We start from the raw sequence: 24,861 nt of genomic DNA on the forward strand, positions 1-24,861 counted from the left end.
TGATTTCATTGGGACTTTTTTACTATACCACAAAAAACCATCGTTTTCTAATAAAAAAATCACAAAAACGCAGGTTTCGCCTGAAATTTTTTCCATAAAATAACGTGCAAAAAAAAGCCGCGCGGCGGCGGCTGGTCCTCTCTGTGCCCGCGGACTTGTCCGCACAGCGCCAGATGCGGTTCAAATCAGCAGATTGAACAGCTTGGGGTCCTTATTGATTTCGATATAATTGTAATCCTTGCGCGACAGACGTTCGATCAGACCGTCGTAATCGGCTTTGTGCTTCAGCTCGATGCCGACCACGGCCGGAGCGTTCTCGCGGTTGCTTTTTTTCATATATTCAAAGCGGGTGATATCGTCCGTCGGACCCAGCACTTCCTCCAGAAACTCGCGGAGCGCTCCGGCCCGCTGCGGAAAGTTCAGCACAAAGTAATGCTTGAGTCCCTCATAAATCAGCGAGCGTTCCTTGATTTCCTGCATCCGGTCAATATCGTTATTACCGCCGCTGATGATGCAAACGACGTTCTTCCCGCGAATCTGCTCGCGGTAAGCGTCCAGAGCCGCCACAGATAACGCGCCTGCCGGCTCGATGACAATGGCATTGTTGTTGTACAGCTCCAGAATGGTCGTACACTCCTTGCCTTCCGGAACGAGCACGATGTCCTGCAAGCCCTCGCGGCACAGCTCGTACGTCAGCTCGCCAACCTGCTTGACCGCCGCGCCGTCCACGAACCTGTCGATGCTGCCCAGAGTGACGACGCGCCCCTCGCGCAGCGACGCCGACATGCCTGCGGCACCCGCCGGCTCCACGCCAATCACCTCGGTATGCGGCGACACGCTGCGCACATAGGTCGATACCCCGGCCGCCAGACCGCCCCCGCCAACGGCCGCGAAAATAAAATCCGGCGTATCGGAGAGCTGATTCATGATCTCCAGACCGACGGTTCCTTGACCGGCAATCGTCCGCGCGTCGTCAAACGGATGCACAAATATCCGGTTCTGCTCCGCGCACGCCGCTTTGGCTTGCGTAGAAGCATCGTCGAAGCTGTCCCCTGTCAAAATGACCTCGACGAATTCCCCGCCGAAAAATTTGACCTGCGCCACCTTTTGCCGCGGTGTGGTTGTCGGCATGAAAATTTTGCCTTCGATCCCGAGCAGCCGGCATGAATACGCCACGCCCTGGGCATGATTGCCCGCGCTCGCGCAGACGACCCCGGCCTGCCGCTCTTGCGGCGACAAGCTTTGGATCACGTTGTAGGCCCCGCGTATTTTGAACGAGCGGACGACCTGCATGTCCTCCCGCTTCAGGTACACGTTACAGCCGTATTGCTTGGATAAAAACTCGTTGCGCTGCAAGGGCGACGGCTCAATAACCTTACTCAGCGCGATGTTTGCCTTAATAATATCCTCCAAACCTACTTTTCCGGTTATCGACATACGCATCTGCACCCTTTCTGTATCGGATTTGAAATTTTTAAAGCCTATTGTAGCACAACGGCCAATGAAGAGGATAGTGTGAAAATCAAAAGCGCCGACCGCCGCCGCCAAACGGCAAAAGCCGCCCCCATAACGGAGCGGCTTGAACGTTCGCCAGCGCGCCGGCGGCGGCCTGTGGCCGTGGCGGCGCGGCTGTGCGGATGGCGGATGCGAAGCGGATGACGCGACATCTGGCGCAGCAGCTATTGCAGCGCTGATCTTACATATAGATCGGAGGGCGTTGATCGCCCAGCTCGGCGCGTTTTTCCAGGAAACGATAGAACGCAGTCGCCGCTTGGGCGCGCGTCACTTCCTGCTTGCCGTTGAAGCGGCCGTCCGTGAGCGACATGATTCCCAAGCCGGTCACAATCGCCACTTCACCCAAGCTGCCCAGCTCGGAGGCGTCGGCAAAACGGTCGTTGAAGATCGCCGGATAGCCAGCCAGCTCTTTATAGCCAAGCGCTTTGACGATCAGCGAAGCGACTTCCTCGCGCGTCATGTGCGCCTGCGGGTTGAACGCTTTTCCCGGGTCAAGCAGACCGCGGTCTACGGCGTTCTCGACGTAGGCAAAATAAGGCGATCCCGCCTTCACATCGGCAAAGGAAGCGGCGCGGTCCGACGAATACTGGATGCCGGTACGGCCTCCGTTGATCGCGATCACGAGCATCTTGATCAGCTCGCCCTTCGTAATCGCCGCGTTCGGGCTAACCTTGCCGTCGACAACGTCCAGCGCGCGGTAGTCGAGCATGAGCTGCAGCTCACTTTGCGCCCAGTGGCCTTCAATATCCGTTGCTTGCGGCTTTTCCAGCGTGATCGGCTCCCCATTGGCTGCATCGCGCCATTCGCCGGTCTCGGCGTCGAGGAAAAACGAGTCGTGGACATATTTTGGCACCAGCGAATACACCAGCTTTGCTTCGTGCCCGCCGTCGCCGCTGCCGCCCGGAGGAAGCTCGCCGGACGCAATCATCAGGTTGAGCTTCTGCTCGGCAATGCCGCCCTTCACCATCGGACGGTTGAAGGAATCGGCTACGATATAGCCCAGCTCGATATCATACTGGGAGAACAACAGCTCTTTCGCTTCTTCAATCGGCAGCAGCTTTGGCTTCTGCGCCGGATATTCACGGCCGCTCAGCCCGTTGGAGTAGCTGACCAGCTCGCCGGTTTCGCGGTCGATCGCCACATTCACGGACTCGTAGCCGGCCAGAACGCCGTCAATCACCCGCTGGAAGGTAAAGCTCCAGTTGCGCGTTTGCTTGAGCGTCTCGGTATCCAGCTCCTGCTGCATCGGCGCTTCCAGCACCAGCTGATCGGCGTAATACGGCGCGAACTTTTTCACGGCATCCATCGCTTTTTGCTCGGCGCTTTCCAGCGATACGTTGGCCACGACCGGATGGTCGGCGTCGGACCAATATCCCTTGAAGTTCGTGTATCCGGTCACCTCGCCCGTACCGGCGTTAACGCTGGCCATCACACTGTCGACGGCAATTCGCTTCGATTGCTTGTCGTTGCTGTCCTCCGGCTCGGTCCAGCTGAAATTCCACACCATCTCGGTTGCGTCAGAGTAACCGCTCGGATATTCGCTGTAGGAGGCGTTCGTCAGCTTGTAGCCCGCAGGAATCGGGAAAGCCGCCGTCACCTTGGCGAGCGCTTCTTCCTTGCTCAGCTTTTTGCCGTCGGTCGGCTTCTCGCCCAGCGGTTTGTCGCTCAGCGGCTTGTCGTAGCCCGCTGCAGCCACACCTGCGGATTGCCCCCACAGCTCGCCGCTTACCGCCTTCAGCGCCAGCGTATCCATCGTGTAGGCTACATACAGCTTGCTCGGATCTTTGGCATCGTAAGGAGTCTGGTAGACCGGCACAACCCGCGCCTTTTCGCGGAACAGCGCCGCTGTCTTGTCCAGACCGAGCAAGTCGCCGGCCGACTCGAACTTGACTTCATCGTCCCAGTGGAACGAATATCCGGTCACATCGCCGCTACCGTTCACCGTCACGGTCACGCCGTCGCTGGCAAACGGCACGCCGTTCTCCACGCGGTCGAAGCGCACGTCATACTGCTGATAGCTGTTCAGCGGAGTCAGCGTCTGCTCCTCTTGGCGCACATTGTAGCGAACGTGATCCTTTTGCTGCGGATTGATGCGGGCGATCCACGTATCGGCAATCGCTTTGGCATCTTTATAGCTGATCTTTGGCGGGTACGTCGGCTTTTGCGCCGGATCATTGTTGTTATAGCGGTAGTCAAGCAATCTTCCGTTCATCGCGTCAATCGAAACGTAAATATCGCCCAGATACTGATCGTCGATCTGCCGGACGTAGCTGAAATTCCAGATGGCGGGAACCCTGCCGGTCGCATCCGGGTAATCGTTCAGGTTGGCGGATTGCAGCTTGAAATCGGCGGGAATCGTTATGTACGTTTGAATGAGCTCCAAGGCTTTCTCCTTGCCGATATTCACTTTGGTTTGCGTGCCATTGGCGGCTGCGGGCATCGAGGCGGCTGTGCCTGCGGCGGCCGTAGCCGAGACAGCAACGGGAGCTGCAGCGGGGGCAGCCCACGCTTGCGGGGCGATAGATAACAACAGGGCCGAAGCCACGGCGGCCGTACCGGCTTGTTTAAGTAATTTCAAATTCATCTTCCTCCTTCAAAAGTTCGCGGCTTGCGCCAAATCTACACCCTAGACGGCCCGCTTCCGCAAAAGGTTGCGGACTCGCCGCATGCGCGCATAAAAAAATCGGAGGCCCTCAGGCCCCCGATTTCGGCGTTTGCATTTGAATCTTGCGCATCAGCGTGCTCAGCTCGTCCGGCGTCAAATCGCGCCAAGCGCCCACCCGCAGCGAGCCCAGCTCGATATGCATAATCCGCACGCGGCGCAGCCGGACCACCCGGTAGCCGAACGCCTCGCACATCCGGCGAATTTGCCGGTTCAGTCCTTGTGTCAAAATAATGCGGAATACACGCTCGCCCATCCGCTCTACCTGGCACGGCTTGGTCGTCGTCCCGAGAATTTTGACTCCGCTGGCCATGCCTTGCAGAAACATCGGCGTGACGGGTCGGTTGACGGTTACGATGTATTCCTTGTCGTGGTTGTTCTCGGCGCGCAAAATTTGATTGACGATATCGCCGTTATTCGTCAGCAGGATCAGGCCCTCCGAGTCCTTGTCCAGCCGGCCGATCGGAAAAATCCGCTCCTTGTGGTTGACAAAATCGACAATGTTGCCTGGCACGTGCGTCTCCGTCGTGCTGGTGATGCCTACGGGCTTGTGCAGCGCAATGTAAACATGCGCTTTCTTCGCGCCCAGCGGGCGGCCGTCCACACAGACCTCGTCACCGTCGGCTACCGTACTGCCCAGCTCGGCGATGGCGCCGTTGATCGTCACTCGCTTCGCTTCAATCCATTTATCGGCCTCGCGCCGCGAGCAGATGCCGGTTTCGCTTATAAATTTGTTGATTCTCATCGTTGGGCTAACCCCTTATCGGACAAAATCGCGCCAAGCGGCGCTCTCTCCCCCCATTATGCGGGATTCGCCGCACAGGTTCAAGTGGCGGGCGCGGACGGCGGGCGTGGGGGCCGCGGGGGCTGATCGGAGGAGGCGCGAGCGGGCACAGGGGGCAGGGCGTCTGTGGCGCGGACGGCGGGCGTGGGGGCGCGGGGGCTGATCGGAGGAGGCGCGGGCGGGCACAGGGGACAGGGCGTGTGGCGCGGACGGCGTGGGGGCAGCGGGGGCTGATCGGAGGAGGCGCGAGCGGGCACAGGGGACAGGGCGTGTGGCGCGGACGGCGGGCGTGGGGGCCGCGGGGGCTGATCGGAGGAGGCGCGAGCGGGCACTGGGGGGCTGTGAACAGCAGGTGCATAATGCGTGGGTGGCAGCGGGGCACAAGCTATGCGAGGTGGCAGCAGCGATCTACGGCAGGTGCCGGTGCTGACACGGATCGACGGCGCAGGGCGCTGAGCCGCGAATGGCCGGCTCATGAGGCGTGGGTGGCAGCGCTAAGGAGCGCGGCTCGCGCGGGGCGGGCGTTTTCGCTACAATAGGAGGGAAAACGCCAAAAGGAGGCAGCTTTATGCACATCTGCCTATTGGGCGCTACCGGCCGCGTCGGCCGCCGGCTGCTGGCCCAGGCGCTGGCCGAGGGCCATCGCGTCACCGCGCTCGTCCGCTCCCCCGACAAGGTCGGGCAGCTCGCCGACGAGCGGAAGCTTCGGCTGGTGCAGGGCAACGCCTGCACGCAGCCGGATCTGTTGACCGCGCTGCAAGGCGCCGACGCGGTCATCAGCTGTCTCGGTACGGACGGGGGCACCGTCCTGACCGAGACGACGCCGCTGCTGCTTGAGGCGATGCAGCAGCTCGGGGTACGGCGGGTCATCGCCATCGGGACCGCCGGCATCCTGGACAGCAGCTCGCACAGCGGGCTGCTGCGGTACGAATCGCCGGACTCGCGGCGATCGTCAACCCGCGCGGCCGAAGAGCATCGGCGCGCGTGGGAGCAGTTGGCCGCGGCCGATCCGGCGCTGGCCTGGACGCTCGTCTGCCCGACGTATTTGCCCGAGGGCGAGCGGACCGGCCGCTACCGGATGGTCCGCGACCGGCTGCCCGAGGGCGGCACGTCGATCTCGACGGGCGACACGGCCGACTGCGCGCTCCGGCAGCTGGCGGACGACAGCTACCTCCGCTGCCGGGTTGGCCTGGCGTACTGAGCCGCACGTTGCTTCTGCCCAGCGCGCCTCAGCCCACACAGAGTCCGCTGTCGGCAATCCGATCCGCCCGTCCGTCCGGGTAGCCCAGCCCCGCTGCGGCCTTCACGGACGCACTTACGGTCGGCACTCGCGCTCCTGGAGTCCCGCGCGGTGCGCAGACGCCCCCGCCCCTGCCCGCCTGAGCGCCATTCACCGTCGACCGCACGCAGCGCTTGCCGGTGCGCGAGCAGCGCAACGCCCCCGCGTCCGCCAGTATGGCGAATGTCGGGGGCGTTGTCTGTCGGCTCGCGGGCCAGAGGAAGCCCCGACGCGCAGCCGTAATCTTTTTGCCGAGGATCAAGCTGACCGGAGGGCAGCGACATTTCGGTTTTCAGTGAATGCAGCCTCAACCCACAGCTTCTGGCCTCAATATTCTCTGCCGCGCGTCAGCACGCGCGCATTGATGACGCAAGCCGCCAGACCGGCGATGCGGAACACATATCCCAGCACCGGGATGTAGCTCAACAGCGCAAACGCAACGTTGGCCAGCGACACGTAGAAGGTACCGCCCCGGTTAAGCAGCGCGAGCACCAGACTGAGCACGGTCAGCGGCACGATCCATTGGGCGGACCAGATATACACGAACGGAATTAATCCCAACGCGTAGCCAATGGCAATGCCCAGTTCCGAAAGCAGCTGAATGATCGTCAAAAAACGAATCGTATCCGGTCTCACAGAATCACCTCATCCTGCCGCGTCAACGGCTGTATTCATACAAGACAGGCGAAGATCGGCAGTCCCGCCCCCCAGCCGCGTCAGCATCCGACGAACAACAGACCGGCATCGGGCCGGCCGCTGCCCTGCAATCAAGCCGAGGGCGATTGGGCCGGCGTTCCGCTCTGCTGCGTCAGCCCCTGCTGCAGCTGGTACATCTGGAAGTAACGCCCACGCCGGCTCATCAGCTCGTCATGCGCGCCGCGCTCGACAATCTCGCCGCGATCCAGCACGAGAATCAGATCGGCGTTTTTGATCGTCGACAGCCGGTGCGCGATGATAAACGTCGTGCGCCCCTTTTTCAGCACATCCAGCGCCTCTTGAATGACGGCTTCGGTTTCCGTATCGATGCTCGCTGTAGCTTCATCGAGAATGAGCACAGCCGGATCGAACGCCAGCGCGCGCGCAAAGCTGATCAGCTGCCGCTGCCCCGCCGAGAGCGTGCTGCCCTTTTCCAGCACCGGCTCGTCGATGCCCCGCGGCAGATGTCGGAACATCTCGGCGGCGCCAACGTCGCTCAGCGCCCGCTCCACCTGAGCGCGCGAAATCGCCGGATCGTTCAGACTGACGTTGGACGCAATTGTTCCCGTGAACAGGAACGGGTCCTGCAGCACGATCCCCATATGGCTGCGCAGCTGCTGCTTGGGAATGCCGGTAATATCGCGGCCGTCGATGAGCACCCGCCCCTGATTCGCGTCGTAGAAGCGGAACAGCAGATTCAGGATCGAGCTTTTGCCCGAGCCCGTATGGCCCACCAGCGCCACCGTCTCGCCGTGCCGGGCTTCAAAGGAAATCTGGCGCAGCACATATTCATCTTCTTTATACGCAAAGCTGACCTGCTCGAATGTCACATCGCCCCGATAGCGCTCCATGCGCGAATCGGCAACATCGGTTCCCGGCTCGTCAAGCAGCGTAAATACCCGATCAGCGGCGACGATCGCCCGCTCCATATTGGACAGCTGGTTTACAATGCCGACCATCGGCTGGAACATCCGGTTCATGTAATCGATGTAGGCATACAAAGCGCCAATCGTAATCGCCGCCGCCCCTCCGGCCATCCAGCCGCCGCCCACCAGCAGAATGAGGCCGAAGAAAAACAAATTTCGGATCACATTCATCAGATTATGCGACGTAATGGAATTCAGACTGAGCATTTTGTTCTGATATAACGTATATTCATCGTTTAACGCGTCAAACTCGCGCTGCGTCTCCTTCTGACGGCGAAATGCGCGGATAATCGGCATTCCTTGGATCGCCTCGTTCAGCATGCCGTTGATCTGGCTGACCCGCTCGCGAATCTCCTGATTGTAGCGCGTCGCATATTTGCGGTACAACACAACCCAAGCGAACAAAATCGGGACAATTGGCAGCGTGAACAACGCCAGACGGTAATCCAGCACAAACAGCGCGATCAGAATGCCTGCCATATACACAACGCCGGTAAAAAAATTCGCCAGCACCTGCACGTACAAATCGCGCACCGCTTCCGTATCGTTCGTCACCCGCGAGACAACGCTGCCCGCAGGCTGATTGTCGAAATACGGAATCGGCAGCCGCTGAATGTGCTTGTATACGTCCATGCGCATCCGCTGGATAACCCGATTGGCCGCCACCTGCAGCAAATACCGCTGTCCGTAGGTCAAAGCGGCCCCGATGATCGTCAGCGCAAAGAACATGCCGGCAATCAGCAGCAGCGGCTTAAATTCCGGCTTGTAGAACGCGTACAGCTCCCCGGCGGACAGCTCCTTGGCCGGATAGACCGCTGTCCGGTCCCCGTACGTAATCGTCAGTTGACCGTCCGCATAGCTGCGTTCTCCGTCAAACGTGATCGCCTGCGGCACGAGCACGAACCGGCGGCCGGACTGCAAAATCCGCAGCTCGGCTCCCCGCTCCTCCCCCGGTGCAAAATGATCGCTGCGCTTGTACCAGCCGCCCTGATACGCAACGGCGTCCTCGCTCTCCGTCGCTTGCTGCACCGCGTACCACGGCAGCTCAATGCCGAGAATGTTGCGGTCGATGACCGTCTTGGCGACGAACGGTCCGGCCAGCTCGGCCGCCACCGCTCCGGCGAGCAGCAGCAGCGCCAGCAGAATCGGCTTTTTGAACAAAGCCGCATAATGAAACAATCGCTTGCCTGTATGCATAAGGCCTTCACCTTCTTTTCCCTCATATTGCCAAACAAATGCAGGGGCGCGCCTACGACTCGATTCCGGCCTCCAGCTGCTGGCGGTCATATTGCTCCTTGTACCAGCCGCCCCGCGCCAGCAGCTCCTCGTGCGTGCCTTCCTCGACGACACAGCCCTCGTCCAGCACGATAATCCGGTCGGCGTGCTGAACGGCGGACAGCCGATGCGTCGTAATCAGCGTCGTCTTGCCGGCCCGCCCGGTGCGAATGCCGCGAATAATCTCGGTTTCCGTCTTGGCGTCGACCGCCGACAGGGCGTCGTCCAGCAGCAGAATCTCCGGGTCGATCAGCAGCGCCCGCGCAATCGACACGCGCTGCTTCTGTCCGCCCGACAGCGCCACGCCGCGCTCGCCGACCATCGTCTCCAGCCCTTCGGGCAGAAACTCGACGTCCTTGAGGAACGCCGCTTGCTCCAAGGCCCGCTCGATGTCCTCCGGCGCCGCATCCTTGCGTCCAAACGCGATATTATCGCGCACGGACATCGAGAACAGCAGCGGCTGCTGCGGCACGTAACCGACCCAGCCGTGCAGCTTCTCCAGCGGCAGCGCATCGACCGGAACGCCGTCAATGGTCAGCTCGCCAGCGCCGCCCGGATATTCACGCAGCAGCTGGCGCAGCAGCGTCGTCTTGCCGCTGCCCGTCCGGCCGACAATGCCCAGCGTCTGCCCGCGCTCCAGGCGCAGCGACACGTTGACCAGATTGTCGATGGGCGAAGACGGATAGCGGAACGTCACCCCTTCGAACGCAATCGCTCCCGGCTGAGCATCCGTCTGCGGCTGCTCCGCTTCCGGCACGTCGGGCTTATAACCCAACGTCTCGTTGACGCGGTCGAGCGAAGCATTGCCGCGCTGCATGATGTTGATCAGCTCGCCAACCGCAAACATCGGCCAGATCAGCATACCGAGGAACGCATTAAAAGAGACGAGATTGCCCAGCGTCAGCTCATTATGGAAAACGAGATAACCGCCATAGCAAAGGCCGATCAGAAAGCTCAAACCGACCAGAATTTTAACGGTCGGCTCGAATAGCGCTTCGACCCGAACGACCTCGATATTTTTTTCATACACGTCTTCCGTCATCTTGGCAAAATCGGCCACGCTCGCCTTCTCCTGCACAAAAGCGCGAACGACGCGCACGCCGGAGACGGCTTCCAGTACGTTATCGTTCATCTGACCAAACGCATTTTGCGCGCCCATGAAGCGCTGGTGAATACGGCTGCCGTACAACGTCACCAGCATCGCCAGAATCGGCAACGGCAGCAGGGAAGCCAGCGTCAGCTTCCAGCTAATCGTAAAAATCATCATCGCAACAATCGTAATCATGAAAATCGTCGAGTCGACCAGCGTCAAAATCCCGAAGCCGACCGTAGCCGACAACGCCTGCAAATCATTGGTGCCCCGCGCCATCAAATCGCCGGTGCGATTGCGCTCGTAAAAGGTTGGCGTCATGCGCAGCAAATGGCTCATCAAGCGCGAGCGCATCAGCCGCTCCAGCACAAAGGCGCCACCGAGCAGCTGGTACAGCCAGATATAGCTAAACACATAGCTTCCGACCATCAACGCCGCCCAAATCAGCAGCACCTTGGTCAGCTCGCGCCCCGTCAATGTGCCCAGATGGATGGCGTCGATCGCGTAGCCGATCAGCTTGGGCGGTACGACATCGATAAATCCGACAAGGTTCAAGAGGATCAGCGCCACTGTATAGCGCTTCCAATGAAGCTTGAAGAACCAGCCTAGTTTTTGTAAAACCGTAAGCATAGGTGTAGAACACCCCTCTCTCGTAATAAAAAGAGGCATACCGCATCGTTTGCGATATGCCATCTTCTGCTGTTTATGAAGCGCACGCTGCGTGGAGACGCGCAGCCTGCGTACAATGACGTGAAACACAGACGCGGCTTGCCGCCGCAAAGGCCTTGCTTCAGCCCTGAAATCCCATCCCGTCGCAGGTTGCGGAATATAAGGTTGTCAAAGACATGCGCACCAACGCCGGAAGTCGTCCGCCTTGCATTGTTGTCGTACTCATTTGTCAAACCCTCTTTCCACTTGATCTGCTGTATACGGTACTTGGTGATCGTACCACCCGCGGCAACGCTGTGTCAACGGACTTTTTGATTCATAATCAACTGTCGGAGCACACGGACGTTCACACATGTTTCATCCTTTTCACGCATAAATTGGAATAAAACCTTTTTGGGAGGAATGGTCTATGCCTGCTTGGTTGGAGCTCACCGGCTGGATCGCCGTATTCGCTGTGCTGACCGGAACTGTCATTACTTTGATTGCCCGTGGCATCAGCCGGGATTCCACGGCCTATGACTTGATTTTTGTCTGGGACGGCAACTATACGGCTGAGGAGCTGGGGCTTGCCGAGAAACCGTAACAGTGAGCCGCTTCGCCGCAACGAAATCCGCAAAAGCCAACCAGGCCTGACGCGTCGTAGCGGCAAGCCTGGTTGATGTGTAGAAGCGATACACTTACTTCCGATAAGGCCTCACCGGAATCACAATGCGCACAACGGTCCCTTCATTTAATCGGCTGTGGATGGTTACGCCGTACTCCTCGCCGTAATGCAAACGCACGCGCTCGTCTACGTTGAAGATGCCGTAGCCTTCCTTCGCTTCGCCGCTTTGCGCCGACAGCTCCCGAACCTTCTCCTCGCTCATGCCAAGACCATTGTCGCTGATTTCAAACACGATGGTTTCCTGCTCACGGTAGACGGACAAGCCGATTTCCAGATGCTCCGCGCTCCAGGCATGCTCCAGGCTGTTCTCTACAAATGGCTGCAGCACAAGCTTGATCGTTTCGCAATCCAGCAGCGACTCGTCAACCTCCAATTGAAGCTGGAAGCGGTCGCCGTATTTGATTTTCTGAATGCCGGCATACGCCTGCACCTGCTCCAGCTCATCGGCCACGGAAATCACGAAGCTGCCCTTGTTCAGCGTGAGACGGTAAAACTTGGCCAGCCCGCGAATCATACGGGTCAAGTCCTCGGTCCGCCCCAACTGGGCCATCCGACCAATCGACGATAATGTATTATAGAGGAAATGCGGATTGATCTGGGCCTGGAGCGTTTGCAGCTCGGCTTCTTTTTTCTGCAGACGGTTGACGTACACCTCTTGAAACAGCTGTTCAATCGTTTGGGCCATGTCATTGAAGGCTTGGGATATCAGCGTAAATTCGTCGTTGCCGCGATATGTGATGCGCTTATGGAAATCGCCGTTCTGGAAGGAACGCAGCGAGGTCGTCAGCTTGAGAATGCGCTTGGAATAATAATTCGAGATCAGCAGCGAGACGAGCGCAATGACCAGACTGCTCAGCAGGCTGATCCACAAGGTCAGCTTGCGCAGCTTGCCCGCGCCTTCGTTCAGCGAAGCCTTGGGCAGCAGCGTCACGAGCGAAGCGTTCATCAGCGGCACCTCGGAGCGGATGACCAAATATTTGCCGTCGTCAAAAACCGGCCCGTTCTCCTCCGCCGTCTCGGCAGCCGCGCTGCGGTACAGCAGCCGCTGGCGCTCGTCGAAGATCAGAATCGAGCTTTCCTTGCCAAGCTTGGTGTAGTCGACGCTCTGGAAGACATCCTTGAGCTTGACGGTCAGCTGCAGCAGTCCGGTCGGATGCATGCTCTCGTAATCGATCATCGTATGGAATAACGAAATGTTGCCGTATTCGCGGTCCATATCGACCTGCTGCCAGATCAAGGGCTGCTGATTGTCGGTAATTTCCTTGTACCACGGCTGGCCGCTGACCCGGCTGGCGTATTTCAGTCCATAGCCGCGCCCCAGTTGCAGAGGATCGCCAATGTGCGTGAAATACACCTCGGGAAACGTCGGACGGTCGAGATACAGCGTCATCAGCACCGGGCTTTGCGAGAGCAGCGAGGCATTGACGAGCTTGGGGATGATCGACTGCCGGGTGATACCCAATTGATCGACATCGGAAAACGCCCCGGAAAGAAAATCGGCGACGGTCTTGTCGGCATATACCGACTCCATGCCGCGCAGCACATCGCGAATGCGGTAATCGATATTGTTTTCCATCTGCTGCATGGCATATTCCACATTTTTGACAGTGCGCGCTTGCAGGGCGTCCAGCGAATAATGGTACGAGAACAAGCCCAATAGCGCTATCGGAATCAGCACCAGCAGTAGATGGGAAGCAAACAGCTTGAAGCCAAGCGGAATGAACAGCCGGGAAGGCTGAATTTTCATCGTGGTTCCTCTCTAGCCGCGGAATTCACCCGGGGTGAATCCGGAATAGTTTTTGAACTGCTTGCTGAAATAAGCAATGCTGCGGTAGCCGAGCTGGTCGGCGACCTCGTAAATTTTGAGCTTGGGATTTTTGAGCAGCACCTTGGCTTTTTCCAGCCTTTTGGTAATCATCGTTTCTGTGAAGCCATTGCCGTAATATTCCTTGAAAAGCACGCCCAAGTGGTTGGTCGAATAACCAAAATGGTTGGCCAGCTCCTTGAGCGTAATGTCCGAAGCCATATGCTCCTCCATATAGGCGTCGATCTGCTCGAACAGCCCCTGATTGCGGTTGCGTCGCTTGTTCAGCAACAGCTCGGACACATGGAACAGCTGGTAACGCAGCCAGCGGTGCAGCTCCTCCACCGTTTCGAAGCGGTAAATAACATCCAGACCGACGATCTCCCAACCGATCAGGCTGGTCAAGCTTTCATGAATCGACTGGAGGTAGTTGTCGAGCCGGGTAATGACATGGACTGCAAAGTGGTAAATGGAGATGGTGTTCCTGAGCCCGCGGAACAGCTGGAACAGCTCCTTGAGACAATCGTCGATGCGGATCAGCTCGTAGCTCGACATCGCAGCGAACATCTCGTCGAGTACGTCGGTCAAATCGTTGGATTCGCGGGCGACATCCTCTTTCGCCCTGTAGGCCTCGCGCGTATACACCTTGCCCTTGCCGTCAAACAGCTTGTAATTGAGCAGCTCGCGCGCTTCGCGGAACGACTCGGACAGCAGGTCCATCCCGTCGACAAAGCCGCCCAAAGCGATCGTCAGCGAAATGGCCGCTTGCTCCTTGAGGCTGCGGATCAGCTCCTGCAGCGCTTGCGGCGCCTTAGCCTCATCCAAATGGGTAATAAAGCCGATCTGGTTCGGCGCGACCTTGCAGGCAAAACCCCAGGCATGCGCCATATACCCCTCATAGACCTTGCCCAGCAAGCTGCGCGGCTCGGTCTCGGGGTCTCCTCCGCCGGCCTGCACCTTCCACAGCAGCTCGTCCACCTCGATCAGCCCCGCCGCCCAGCGCCGGGAAGCCAGCGTTTCATCCTCGAACAGCGCGGCCAGCCGTTTCGGATCGTAATGGCCCTCCAGCAAATCGGAGACGACGTTGCTTTGATACCATTGGAACGACTCCTCCAGCCAAAGCTCCTTTTTCTGCTTCTCTTTCTCCTGCTCGATTTGCACCACCGTTTTGCGCAGCGTGGCAATCAGCTCGTCGTCATCGACCGGCTTGAGCACATAATCAACCGCCATCAGCGAAATCGCCTGCTTCGCTAACGTAAAGTCATCGTACCCGCTTATAAAAATGACCTTCAGGTCCGGACTGCCCCGCCGGCACGACTTGGCCAGCTCAATGCCGGAGATGACTGGCATCTTGACATCGGTAATAAGCAGATCAACCTCGTGCTTTTCGATAAACTCCAAAGCCGCCGCAGGGCGATTCGACGCCAGCAGCACCTCGATCCCCAGCTCCTGCCACGGGATGCACAGCTTCAGACCCTCCAGATCAATGCTTTCATCATCAACCAGTACGCAGCTTACCATCGTATCACACGCTTTCTGAAAATCTGGTCTACCCGGAAAAAGTGAAGGAGGAAGCCGCCCTTGCGAGCCGCTTCCCCCTGCCTTTTTATTGACCGCTGAGTTTCTTGAGGTTGTCTTGCCATACTTTCGATTTGAACTCCAGCACTTTGTCATAGCCCATAGCTTGAGCTTCTTTGCTGGTTTGCGCGATAATCGATTTCACTTCATCGTCGGATTTGGCGAAGATCATTTTCGGCAGGCTGTTTTTATATTGATCTTTCAGACGTTGCATGATAATGCCCAGATCGGATTTCGGATCCGGATCCATGTTGGAGAACTCCGTCGTGTTGAGCGACGTTTTGAACGATACGGTCGATTGCGATACCGTCGTCCAGTCTTGCGCCGCCTCAGGCAGCGCTTGCTCGCGTTTGCCTTTAGTTCCGTCGATGTAGGACGTGTTGCCGGCCCACAGGAACTCACCGATGTGCTGCTCGTCGTATTTCTTAGGATCGCGGTTGATGTAAGCGTCGTTCGGAACCGGAACGCCGTCTTCGAGCTTATCCCAGTACAGGCCTTGAGGACCGAAGAAGTACAGGTTTTGCGCTTCAGGCGTAACCAGCCAGTTATAGTAAGCGAAGATAGCTTCAGGATCTTTAGCGTTGGTCGTGATTACGTTAACGTTCCAGCCCAGCGTAGAGTATCCACCTGGGAATACTTTGTTTTTGTCTACGCCTTCAGCGTGGAACGGCCATACCGTGATGTAGCCGTCTTCCGGATCGGCATTGCGCAGGTTATTGTGCGCTGTACGGCCCAGACCTTCGGTTACGGAATCGTAAGCGGCGAATACGGCGATTTTGCCTTTGTTGAGCTTCTCGCCGATTTGATCGCGAGTTTGCGTGAACATATCTTTGGAGGTCAGACCTTCGCGGTACAGCTTGCTGACATAAGTCACTGCGCCTTGGAAAGCAGGATCTTCGTAGATCGACGTCATTTTGTCGCCGTTTGGTACGCCGAATTGCAAGCCGGCTCCCGGAGAAATAAAGGAAGAAGTACGATTGTCGCCAAAGCCGCTGTACACCATGCCTACCATTTGCAGGTCGGCGCCATCGCGCATTTCGCCGGAATCGAACGGTACAACGTCCGGATATTTCTCTTTGACCATTTTCAGGTACGCTTCGAGATCGTCAAACGTTTCAAGCTTCGGCGAACCGAGCGCTTTATAGATTTTTTTCTCGACGATGTAGGCTGCGTTGCCGTTACCTTTGTCGCCGCTAATAAACCAGTTTGGAAGCTGATACAGCTTGCCGTCGGCGCTGCGCAGCATGTTGATGTTTTTCTCGCCTACGGCTTTGACGAACTCCGGATATTTCTCCAGGTACGGGTCCAAAGCGACAAGCTTGCCAGCTTGCTGCAGGCGCTCTACGTCTTTGCCGCGGTCCAGAACGATAACGTCTGGAAGCTCGCCGGAGACGATCATGGCGTTCAGCTTGTTCGCTGCGGCGCCGTTGGCTTGAACAGGGTTGATGTTGATTTTCAGGTTCTCTTGAACCCATTTCGTATGCGGCTGGTCGCCCCATTTGAGCGCTGTGAACCAGTCGTAGTTGACGTATTGGCTAAATGTAACCGGCTTAACCTTGTCTTTCGGAGTGCCTGTGGAAGCTTGCGGTGCTGCCGATGCTTCTGTAGTAGCCGTTGGAGCAGGCGAAGCGCTGGACGTATCCGTGCTATTGCCGGAGCTGCATGCGCTTAAAGTAAGTGTCATGGTGACGGCTACAAGCGTGAGCACGGAGAGATTTTTTCTCATTTTCAACTTCATGGATGGATCCCCCTATAAAAATTTATGTTTGAAGCGGCGCAGGCTGGTACCGAGCCCCCCGCCAGAAACCGATGGAACAACTGCTATTCCTTCAAAGAACCTACCATAACGCCCTTGACAAAATATTTCTGGATGAACGGATACACCAGCAGAATCGGCAGCGAAGCTACCATCATCGTCGCCATTTGCAGCGACTTGACCGAGGTCGTTTGCTGGATCAGCGTTTGCGCATAGCTGTTCAGGTTCGAGACGAGCTGCGACGTCACGCTTTGGTTGATGACCTGCACGAGCAGGGTTTGCAGCGGCAGCAGCTTCTCGTTGACGAGGAACACGGCCGGGATGAACCAGTCGTTCCAGATCGTCACTGCGGTGAACAGGCTTAGCGTAGCCAGAACCGGCTTCGACATCGGCAATACAATTCTGAAATAAACACCGAAGTTGGAGCAGCCGTCAATCTTGGCCGATTCCTCCAGCCCCTGCGGAATTTCCATAAAGAAGGTGCGGAAGATGATCATGTTAAACACGTTGATCAGACCGTGAATCACCAGAAACGTAAACGTGTTGTACAGGTGCATCGAGTGAATCAGGATGAAGTACGGAATCAGACCGCCGCTGAAATACATCGTGATGACGCAGACGATCATGTAGAATTTTTTGAACACAATGCCTCTCTTCGACAAGCCGTAAGCGAACATCGCCGTGAAGAAGATGGAGAGGAACGTACCCAATACCGTTCGGGCTACTGTGATTAAAAACGCGTTGGTAATGTTATGTTCCTTGAACACGACCTTGTAGTTGTCGAGCGTGAAATCGCGTGGCCAGATCGTCACGCCGCCCAGCGCAGTGTCGGAGCCGGTGTTCAGGGAAATCACCAGGGAGTTCCAAAACGGATAAAAGGTGATGATCACCAGCACGCACAGCAGCGCGTAAATAATGGTCATAAAAAACTTGTCGCTGGCACTCAGCTTCATATACATTCACCGCTTTTCTGTAGCATGTTGATTACCATAAGCTTGTTTTGCCCAATCGGCGGGCGATCGTGTTCGCTCCGACAAGCAGCAGAATGCTGATGAGCGATTTGAACAATCCGGCAGCCGTCGCATACGAGAACCGCTGGTTCATAATCCCTTCCTGATACACGTAAGTGTCGATGACCTGTGCGACCGGCATCACCACGCCGTTGTTCAGGTTCTTGGTCAGGAGGAGCACATCGTCAAAGCCGGCGTTCAGCAGGTTGCCGATGTTCATAATCAGGAAAATGATGATGACCGGCGCAATGCTCGGAATCGTAATAAGGAACACCTGCTTGAATTTGCTGGCTCCGTCGAGCGATGCCGCTTCATACAAGGCGGGATCGACGCCGGCGATAGCGGCCAGATATACAATCGAGCCAAAGCCGATTTCCTTCCACACGTTGGTCGATACGAGAATGCCCCAGAAGTAATTCGTTTCCGATAAGAAGTTGATCGGCTCGGAGACCAGGTGCAGCTTCATCAGCAGGGCGTTCACGCCGCCGCCGTCCGCTGCCAGCATCGAGAATACCAGACCGGATACAACCACCCAGGAGAAAAAGTGCGGGATGTACGTAATCGTTTGTACCACCCGTTTGAATACCATCTGCCGAACCTCGTTCAGCATGAGCGCCAGAATGATCGGCGCCGGGAACCCGACCACCAGCTTCAGCAAGCTGATCACCAGCGTGTTCCGCATAATGCCCCAGAACTCGGGGGATTCGAAAAACATCTCAAAGTGCTTGAAGCCTACCCAGGGACTTGCCCAAAAGCCTTGGAACAAATCGTAATCCTGAAACGAAACCAGCACGCCCCACATCGGGATGTAGCTGAAGATCAAGATAAACAGCATGGAGGGGATGATCATGATTTGAAAATCCCATTGGCTGATGAATCTCCGCCAGATCGATGGGTTACGTTTCGCCTTCGTGTCACGATACAAGATTTGTGCTGCTTCTTCCGTTTTCATGTTCATCACCACTTCGTCTCTTTGTATTCTTATCATAAAAGGATTCGCCGAAAGAAAGTAGACAATAAAACAACGATTACTATTACTTATCAAAGATTCGAAAAAATAAAATGGAAGCGCATTCCTAAATTAGAAGGGAAAAGGGCTGCAACTCATGAAAAACAAATAATAAACAGCGTTAATTTCCCTAAAAAAGTGCAATATGCGCAATATTTTAATATGACTTGCACGAAATCAAAGGAAAATGCCAGAAACATTTCGGCGTGAGGGGTTGTTGAAAGGGGTGGTGAAGGGGTGGTGGGTGAATCGTTACGAAGATTGTTGGGGCCTTGGCAGGTGAATCGGCGGGGCGATGGTTTGGCGAGAAGCCAAGTTTTATTTTTTGCGAAAATTATTTTGGCTGTCATCTACGGATTGTTGTAGCTTGCCCATCGACACTTTGACTGCGGCACGCAAGTAAAAAATATCAATATATCCATCCTTCATGCCAACTGCCATGCACTGGTCTGCAACTTGTTTAACGGCATCCGTTTCAAGGGAGCTGTCTATATCCGAATCGGAATCAACATACACCTCGATTGTGACATCGGTCCTTTGACTTCCAAAGTAATCGGTAAGGCTCATCTCTCTATCATGTAAAGACGTATCCGGAAAAGACAAGCCGAAATTACCGACAAGACATTTCACCCAAACCGGAGTTTGAAAAACAGTTCGGGCGAGCTCTGTCGCCTCCTCCCTGCTCGCCATGTGACCTCCAAGAATCTTCTCCACTACAAGTACCTTCTTCAGTTCTGCTCTGGTCAATGTCAATGTCAATGTCTCCTGTCCCATAGTGACATTTTCTCGGAATAGTTATAGGGTGACATTATCACGGAACAACAATAGTAGTAGACATGTACTGTTGACAGCGTTCAAAACAAGAATTATAATTAACTTATAAAAAGTAAGTAAATGAAAATATTAAAGCGAAGGGGTGTCAGATATGGACATTCGTGTATATTCAGCCGAGCAGCAAGGTGTCGGCGCCTTTGACGGCGGAAGGTTCCTGGAGCAGCGTCCCATCGGATTTCCGCGCGAGCCCGGGGCTGTGCCGAGAGTGGGACCGCTGTTTTACTGGGCTTGGGGCTACGCCGAGGAAGAAGCGGAGATCGGGCTGCACCCGCACAAAGCGTTTGAGATTTTGACCTATGTACTACGCGGCACCGTGGAGCATCAGGATTCGCTGGGAACTCGCCAGACGGTCACCGCGGGGGGCGCTCAGGTGATGCAGGCGGGCTCCGGTATCTATCACGGCGAAGCCTTCCGCGGCCCGCAAGCGGAAGCGATGCAAATCTGGTTCGAGCCCGATCTGGATCGGACCGTTCAGCAAGCGCCGACGTACCGGCAATATGACCACGACCAATTTCCGCTCGTCGAGCGGGACGGCGTGGTCAGCAAAACGGTCGTCGGCGCAGGCGCCCCGGTGCGCGTAGATACCGACGCGCAACTGTATGACTGGACGCTGGCCCCCGGCAGCGTCCACGCCCACGAGCTGGCCGCGGGCCGCCAGCTCGCCCTGCTCGCCATTGACGGCTCAGGCACCGTCAATGGGCAAGAGCCACTCGCGCGCAAAGCGTTCGCGGTGGCTCAAGTCGACGGCGCCGGCCCGGCCGGGCGCCTGACGCTTCACGCCGCGGCGGACAGCGGACTGCGGGTTATCGCGATCGAGGTTCCCTCGAAAGTCGATTACCCGCTGTACCGCAAATAACGCGCGGCGGCAGGCCAAGGGCGCCGGTGCGCAGGCCCGGCGCCCTTATATGGGGCGCAGCTGTCGCCGCCGCGCCCTGCTCCGAAGCCGTTACCCGAACCAGCGGGTAGCGGCTTCTTTTACGCTTTCCACGAGCTGCCAGAGGCCGTCGCGGATCGATTGCAGCACGCCGGTCTGAGCTTGAATGGCGGTCGTCTGCTCGCGGATCGAGCCGTTAATGCCGGCTGCCTCGCGCGTTAATCCCGAGAGTCCGAAGTACACGACCAGCACGAACGCGACAGCGACAATCAGCCCGATCCAGCCGATATAGCTGCGCGCCGACCCGCTTTCGCGCGGCGCTCGCTCGTAGCGATCATAGCGATCATATCGCTCCTCCGTCCGCGTCGGCTCCGCCTGGCCCATGTGCACGTGCACCTGCATCGGCCCGGGCGTCCCTGCGGCTTCGCCGTTGTAGCGGCTGCGGCCGTCAGGCCCGCGGCCCGCCGCCTCCGCAGGCGCGCTGCCCTCGCCGCCGCGCCCGCGCTCCGGCGCGGCAGCTTCATCCGCCGGGCCGCTCGCATACGCGCCGTCCTCGCCGCGGCGTTCGCGGGCGTACGCCGCGGCTCCATCAGCGCGCTCATGCTCCGGCGCTCTGCCTGCAGCGGCCCGCTCGCGCTGGTGCGCCGATACGGCGTCGCTCGCCTCATACGCATACGTCGAGTCGCTCTCGTAAGCGTACACCTGAGCCAGCGCGTCCGATTGCGCGTGTGCCGGGCGGGCCGGCGCACGGCGCGCTCCCGGCTCCGGCGGCGGCGTCAGCTCCGACCGCTCCATCGGGCCGCGGCCGATGCCGCGCAGCCCTTCCTCCGACGCGCGGCTATCGACACCGCGGCGCTCCCGTCTATCCATATCCTGTTCCATCGAATAGGTCCCCTTCCTTCGCCGGCGCGCCGGTTTCAGCCTCGTTCGGCAGCAGCAGACGTTGTTGGTCTTCTTGCCTCTATCTTAACCGCCCTGCCTTGGCTTGAAACACAAAGAGACCAGCCGCGCCGTCGACTGATCTCATCCAGGGACCTGCCGCTCTAAGCGCTCGGCGCCCTAAGCGGCTGCCCGCATCCCTCGCTGAGCCAGACGTTTCTGCCGGCTTAACGCAGCGTTTGCATGCGGGATTTTTGCTGCTGTAATGCCTCTTCAAGCTCCTGATACGCCGTAACGTTCCGGTCGCCCTTCGCCTGCTCTATCGCCCGTTCCGCCTGAGTGATCGCGTTTTGCGCTTCTTCAATCGTCGTCTTCGACGGATGCGACAGTGCATGGGACACCGCATGCTGCACATTGCCAACGGATTGCTGCGCCGAAGACAGCGGATTTTGCGTCTGCAGACTGGAATCCTTGATTTCCATACTCGCCAAACCTCCTCGCGCCGATAATGCCTTGCTCGCACGCGCAGACGTGAGTTTGTGATCATCGCGCCCACGACATGCTTTACACTTGGCTAGGATGAGGAATTTCAGGCTTTTTTATACCTTCTGCGAACGAGATGGAAGCCGGCTAGCGCAAGGGATGCGCCCAGTGTGTTGAGCAGCACATCGTCAACATCAAAGCTGCCGACGCGAAGCGCCGATTGCAGCGTTTCCAGCAGCAGCAGCGGGGGGACAAACACCACCAGTAGTCCGCGCAGCCGACGGGCTCGTGGCAGCAGCATCGGCAGCACAAAGCCGTAGGGCATGAACACGACGAGATTGCCGGCCAGATTGATCAGCCAAATTCGCAAAGGATACGCCGAAAAATGAGTCACATAGCTGCCGATCGTCCGCAGCGGAACAAGATTGTAACGCAGCTCGCCTGATAACGCCGTCCGGTGAAAGCCGACAAACATCATGTACAGCAAAAAAATCGTATACAGCGCTAACGCCAGCCCAAGCAGGCGAGCCGCCTTGCTGCGTCCGGTCCGCTGCATGGCCTCGCCTGTTGGTTGGGGCAAAGGTTGTCCCATCGTTGTTCTCCTTTTGTAGACCTTTCCCGTAATGGACGCCTGCCGCGAGCTTTCGGTTCAATGCCGACTCGCCTGATTGGCCAGCTTGACATGATACATGGCCAAATCGGCTTTTTTCAACAGCTCCTCAGCCGTTCGACCGTCATCAGGATACAAGCTGATGCCTACGCTGGCTTGAATCGACAGGCTCATCTCCTGCAGCAAAAGCGGCTTGCGCAGCGCCTGAGCAACGCTGTGGCCGATGGCTCTCGCCTGCTCCATCCCCGTCACGCCGGGGAACGCGAGAATAAATTCGTCGCCGCCTAGTCTCGCCGCCAAATCGTTGGCGCCCACCTGCTCCTGCAGCGCCGCGGCTACATGCTGCAGCAGCCGGTCGCCCGCTTCATGCCCATACGTATCGTTGACCTGCTTGAATTTGTCCAGATCGATGAATAGAACCGCAATCTGCGTGCCCAGCGTATCGGCCTTGCGCATCGCTTCCTGCAAAAATCCGTCCATCCCCAAGCGATTGGACAAGCCCGTCAGACTGTCGGTAAACGCATAGCTCTTGATCTGCTCTTCATATTGCTTGCGCTGCGTAATATCCCGCACGGTGACATATACGTGAGTCGGACCTTGATCGGCCTCTTCAATCATCCGCGAATTCACAAGCCCTTCCATCAGACGTCCGTCCGCCTGCACAAGCTGCAGCTCCAGATTATCGACAAACTGCTCCTTGCCCAGCTCCTGCAGCACCGTTTGCTCAAAAGCCTCGCGCGAAGTCGGCGCCAGCAGCTGCAAGAACGATCGGCCGAGCAGCTCCTCCCCGACGTATCCGGTCTGCTCCAGGAAAAACGGATTCACGTCGAGAATCCGCATTTGCGGGTCCGTCACAGCAATCATAACCGGCGTATGATTAAAATAATCGCGGTATTTCGCCTCCGAACGCCGCAGCTCCTGCGCCAGCGCCCGCCGCTCCATCGTCGATGCGAGCAGATTGAAGCAGGTACGAATGTAATCGTATCCATATGTAATCCGATGCTTTTCAATCGGACCGACCAGCGCCAGCACCCCAATCTGCCGGTCGCTCGTTTGCAGCAAATGCAGCGTAAGCACATCCTCACCGATCGTGTACGCATCGGTGATTTCCGGGGACGGGAACTGCTCGGCGAGCATCGTCCGGCCGAGCAGCGAAGCCGGCACGCGCGTGCCGAACACCTCCTTGATCGTCAGCTCCCGGCAATCGGAGCGCGACCACAGGGCAAGTACGCCGGAATGAAAATGCGTGGAGCTGAGCCACTGCAAACTTTCGTCGCGGTCGGAGGTCACGCTGATCAGGCTGTACCTGACACGTATGCCCATCTCATAGACGCTGGTGCTGATTTCCTGCATAAAGCTTTGCAGCTCTCGTTCGTTCGCCGGCACGCGCGCCTCATCGGGATCAAACGCGCAGCCGCACGAGCGGCGAATGACCGTTTCCGTGTCGACCAGCACGGCCTCTTGACCGCGAAAACGCCCCTCCAGCTTCTCGAACAGCACCTGCCCGCTCACTCTGCCCATGCGCTCGATATCCTGACGTACAGTCGTCAGCGGCGGCTGCAGCGTCACGGCAATATTGATATCGTCAAAGCCGCATACGGCAATATCCTCCGGTATACGGTATCCCGCCTGCTGCAGCACCTCGATGATTCCCAAAGCATTAAGATCGGTGGCGGCAACAATCGCGTCGTAGGGCATCTTCAGCTCCAGCAGCCTGTAGGCGCCTTCCCTTCCGCCTTCCTGAATGTTGTTGGGAATTTCCAGCACATGGGCTTCCATACCGGCATCGCCGTATTCGTGAATCGCCGCCAAATACCCTTGGTAGCGCCGCTCGATATCCAGCTGACGGTGCAGCATCCCGGCAAACGCAATACGTCGGTAGCCATGCTCCAGCAAATGCCGGGTCAACTGCTTGACGCCGTTGTAGCCGTCTGAGGTAATGAACGTTCCTTGCGGGGCATCGTGCTTGCGGCCTATGCAAACAAAAGGCTTGTTATCCGGATTCAATTCGCTGAAAAACGTATCCGTCACGCCGTCCAATATATTTATCCAGCCGTCAACCGGCTGCTTGGCAAGCAGCATACGGTATTCCGTCTTTTCGATCAGATCGGGACTGGTCTGAATCGCCAGCACCTGCGCACCGCGAGCCTGCGCCTCCAGATGAATCCCGTACATCAGATTGCCGAAATAATAACCGTCAAGATATGGAGAGATGACACCAATTTTGTATGCTTTGCGCACGTAAGCTCCCCCCGAGTTTTCCAGATGCTTCTTAATTCGCTAATCGCTGTCCGAAGTCCTCCAGATCAAAGAACGAAAGGGCAGCGAAATCCTTTCAGATTTGCTGCCCCCTCTATAAGTCCGGTGAAAAACCTGTGTCCTCCGGTCGATAGCGGTTTCCACTCGCTGTTGTAGCCGGATTTTCCGATGGAATGACCCCCTTTGGGGTGAAAATCCGTCTACA

Annotated in this window: 19 protein-coding genes; 3 read left to right on the plus strand and 16 right to left on the minus strand. The window is 57.5% G+C overall.

All coding sequences use genetic code 11. The annotated features are described in order from the left end of the window. Positions 1 to 180: 180 nt before the first annotated feature. From ilvA to rluF, 3 genes are all read right to left on the minus strand, one after another. A complete protein-coding gene (gene ilvA / locus B5M42_RS14650; protein WP_134749827.1) occupies positions 181 to 1,437 on the minus strand; it encodes a threonine ammonia-lyase IlvA in 1,257 nt (418 codons plus the stop codon). A gap of 259 nt (positions 1,438 to 1,696) precedes the next feature. Then, positions 1,697 to 4,093, minus strand: coding sequence for an S-layer homology domain-containing protein (locus B5M42_RS14655; RefSeq protein WP_167689619.1), 2,397 nt, complete (start codon positions 4,091 to 4,093; stop codon positions 1,697 to 1,699). 115 nt (positions 4,094 to 4,208) lie between these two features. Beyond that, positions 4,209 to 4,922 (minus strand): 23S rRNA pseudouridine(2604) synthase RluF, encoded by a 714-nt coding sequence (gene rluF / locus B5M42_RS14660; protein ID WP_134749831.1) that lies wholly within the window; start codon positions 4,920 to 4,922, stop codon positions 4,209 to 4,211. A 607-nt stretch (positions 4,923 to 5,529) separates the two neighbouring features. Between rluF and B5M42_RS14665 the strand changes: the two genes are divergently transcribed. Next, positions 5,530 to 6,162 (plus strand): NAD(P)-dependent oxidoreductase, encoded by a 633-nt coding sequence (locus B5M42_RS14665; protein WP_134749833.1) that lies wholly within the window; start codon positions 5,530 to 5,532, stop codon positions 6,160 to 6,162. 405 nt (positions 6,163 to 6,567) lie between these two features. On the opposite strand, the gene B5M42_RS14670 is transcribed toward B5M42_RS14665, so the two are convergent. The 3 genes from B5M42_RS14670 to B5M42_RS14680 form a co-directional block, all read right to left on the minus strand. Further along, positions 6,568 to 6,876, minus strand: a complete 309-nt coding sequence (locus tag B5M42_RS14670; RefSeq protein ID WP_134749835.1) for a hypothetical protein — start codon at positions 6,874 to 6,876, stop codon at positions 6,568 to 6,570. Between the two features lie 131 nt (positions 6,877 to 7,007). Continuing rightward, complete coding sequence (locus B5M42_RS14675; protein WP_134749837.1) at positions 7,008 to 9,059, minus strand: ABC transporter ATP-binding protein; 2,052 nt, start codon at positions 9,057 to 9,059, stop codon at positions 7,008 to 7,010. A gap of 52 nt (positions 9,060 to 9,111) precedes the next feature. Further along, a complete protein-coding gene (locus B5M42_RS14680; protein WP_134749839.1) occupies positions 9,112 to 10,857 on the minus strand; it encodes an ABC transporter ATP-binding protein in 1,746 nt (581 codons plus the stop codon). Between the two features lie 448 nt (positions 10,858 to 11,305). Here B5M42_RS14680 and B5M42_RS14685 point away from each other — a divergent pair, with 448 nt between their 5' ends. Then, a complete protein-coding gene (locus B5M42_RS14685) occupies positions 11,306 to 11,479 on the plus strand; it encodes a hypothetical protein (RefSeq protein WP_167689622.1) in 174 nt (57 codons plus the stop codon). 94 nt (positions 11,480 to 11,573) lie between these two features. On the opposite strand, the gene B5M42_RS14690 is transcribed toward B5M42_RS14685, so the two are convergent. From B5M42_RS14690 to B5M42_RS14715, 6 genes are all read right to left on the minus strand, one after another. Further along, complete coding sequence (locus B5M42_RS14690) at positions 11,574 to 13,307, minus strand: cache domain-containing sensor histidine kinase (RefSeq protein ID WP_134749841.1); 1,734 nt, start codon at positions 13,305 to 13,307, stop codon at positions 11,574 to 11,576. Between the two features lie 12 nt (positions 13,308 to 13,319). After that, positions 13,320 to 14,885 (minus strand): response regulator, encoded by a 1,566-nt coding sequence (locus B5M42_RS14695; protein WP_167689624.1) that lies wholly within the window; start codon positions 14,883 to 14,885, stop codon positions 13,320 to 13,322. Between the two features lie 85 nt (positions 14,886 to 14,970). Next, positions 14,971 to 16,680 carry an extracellular solute-binding protein gene (locus B5M42_RS14700; protein WP_230632919.1) on the minus strand — a complete coding sequence of 570 codons (1,710 nt, stop codon included), beginning with the start codon at positions 16,678 to 16,680 and terminating at the stop codon, positions 14,971 to 14,973. Positions 16,681 to 16,763: 83 nt separating this feature from the next. Further along, positions 16,764 to 17,651: a carbohydrate ABC transporter permease gene (locus tag B5M42_RS14705; RefSeq protein WP_134750043.1), complete on the minus strand. Its 888-nt coding sequence runs from the start codon at positions 17,649 to 17,651 to the stop codon at positions 16,764 to 16,766. Positions 17,652 to 17,682: 31 nt separating this feature from the next. Continuing rightward, complete coding sequence (locus tag B5M42_RS14710) at positions 17,683 to 18,660, minus strand: ABC transporter permease (RefSeq protein WP_134750045.1); 978 nt, start codon at positions 18,658 to 18,660, stop codon at positions 17,683 to 17,685. A 375-nt stretch (positions 18,661 to 19,035) separates the two neighbouring features. Then, positions 19,036 to 19,470 (minus strand): hypothetical protein, encoded by a 435-nt coding sequence (locus B5M42_RS14715; protein ID WP_134749845.1) that lies wholly within the window; start codon positions 19,468 to 19,470, stop codon positions 19,036 to 19,038. A 172-nt stretch (positions 19,471 to 19,642) separates the two neighbouring features. On the opposite strand from B5M42_RS14715, the gene B5M42_RS14720 reads away from it, so the two are divergent. Continuing rightward, entirely contained in the window at positions 19,643 to 20,407 is a 765-nt protein-coding gene (locus B5M42_RS14720; protein ID WP_134749847.1) for a pirin family protein, read from the plus strand. A 90-nt stretch (positions 20,408 to 20,497) separates the two neighbouring features. Here the strand turns inward: B5M42_RS14720 and B5M42_RS14725 are convergent, their stop codons facing one another. The 4 genes from B5M42_RS14725 to B5M42_RS14740 all read right to left on the minus strand — a co-directional run bounded on the left by B5M42_RS14725 (position 20,498) and on the right by B5M42_RS14740 (position 24,638). After that, on the minus strand, positions 20,498 to 21,307 hold the full coding sequence (locus tag B5M42_RS14725) for a hypothetical protein (protein WP_134749849.1): 810 nt from the start codon (positions 21,305 to 21,307) through the stop codon (positions 20,498 to 20,500). A gap of 224 nt (positions 21,308 to 21,531) precedes the next feature. After that, complete coding sequence (locus B5M42_RS14730) at positions 21,532 to 21,786, minus strand: hypothetical protein (protein WP_134749851.1); 255 nt, start codon at positions 21,784 to 21,786, stop codon at positions 21,532 to 21,534. 107 nt (positions 21,787 to 21,893) lie between these two features. Beyond that, positions 21,894 to 22,379: a VanZ family protein gene (locus B5M42_RS14735; protein ID WP_134749853.1), complete on the minus strand. Its 486-nt coding sequence runs from the start codon at positions 22,377 to 22,379 to the stop codon at positions 21,894 to 21,896. A gap of 57 nt (positions 22,380 to 22,436) precedes the next feature. Continuing rightward, the gene (locus B5M42_RS14740) at positions 22,437 to 24,638 is read right to left on the minus strand and encodes a diguanylate cyclase domain-containing protein (protein WP_134749855.1); all 2,202 of its coding nucleotides are present in this window, start codon (positions 24,636 to 24,638) and stop codon (positions 22,437 to 22,439) included. Positions 24,639 to 24,861: the final 223 nt, after the last annotated feature.

Source organism: Paenibacillus athensensis, from assembly GCF_004514475.2.
Lineage (GTDB): Bacteria > Bacillota > Bacilli > Paenibacillales > NBRC-103111 > Paenibacillus_AL > Paenibacillus_AL athensensis.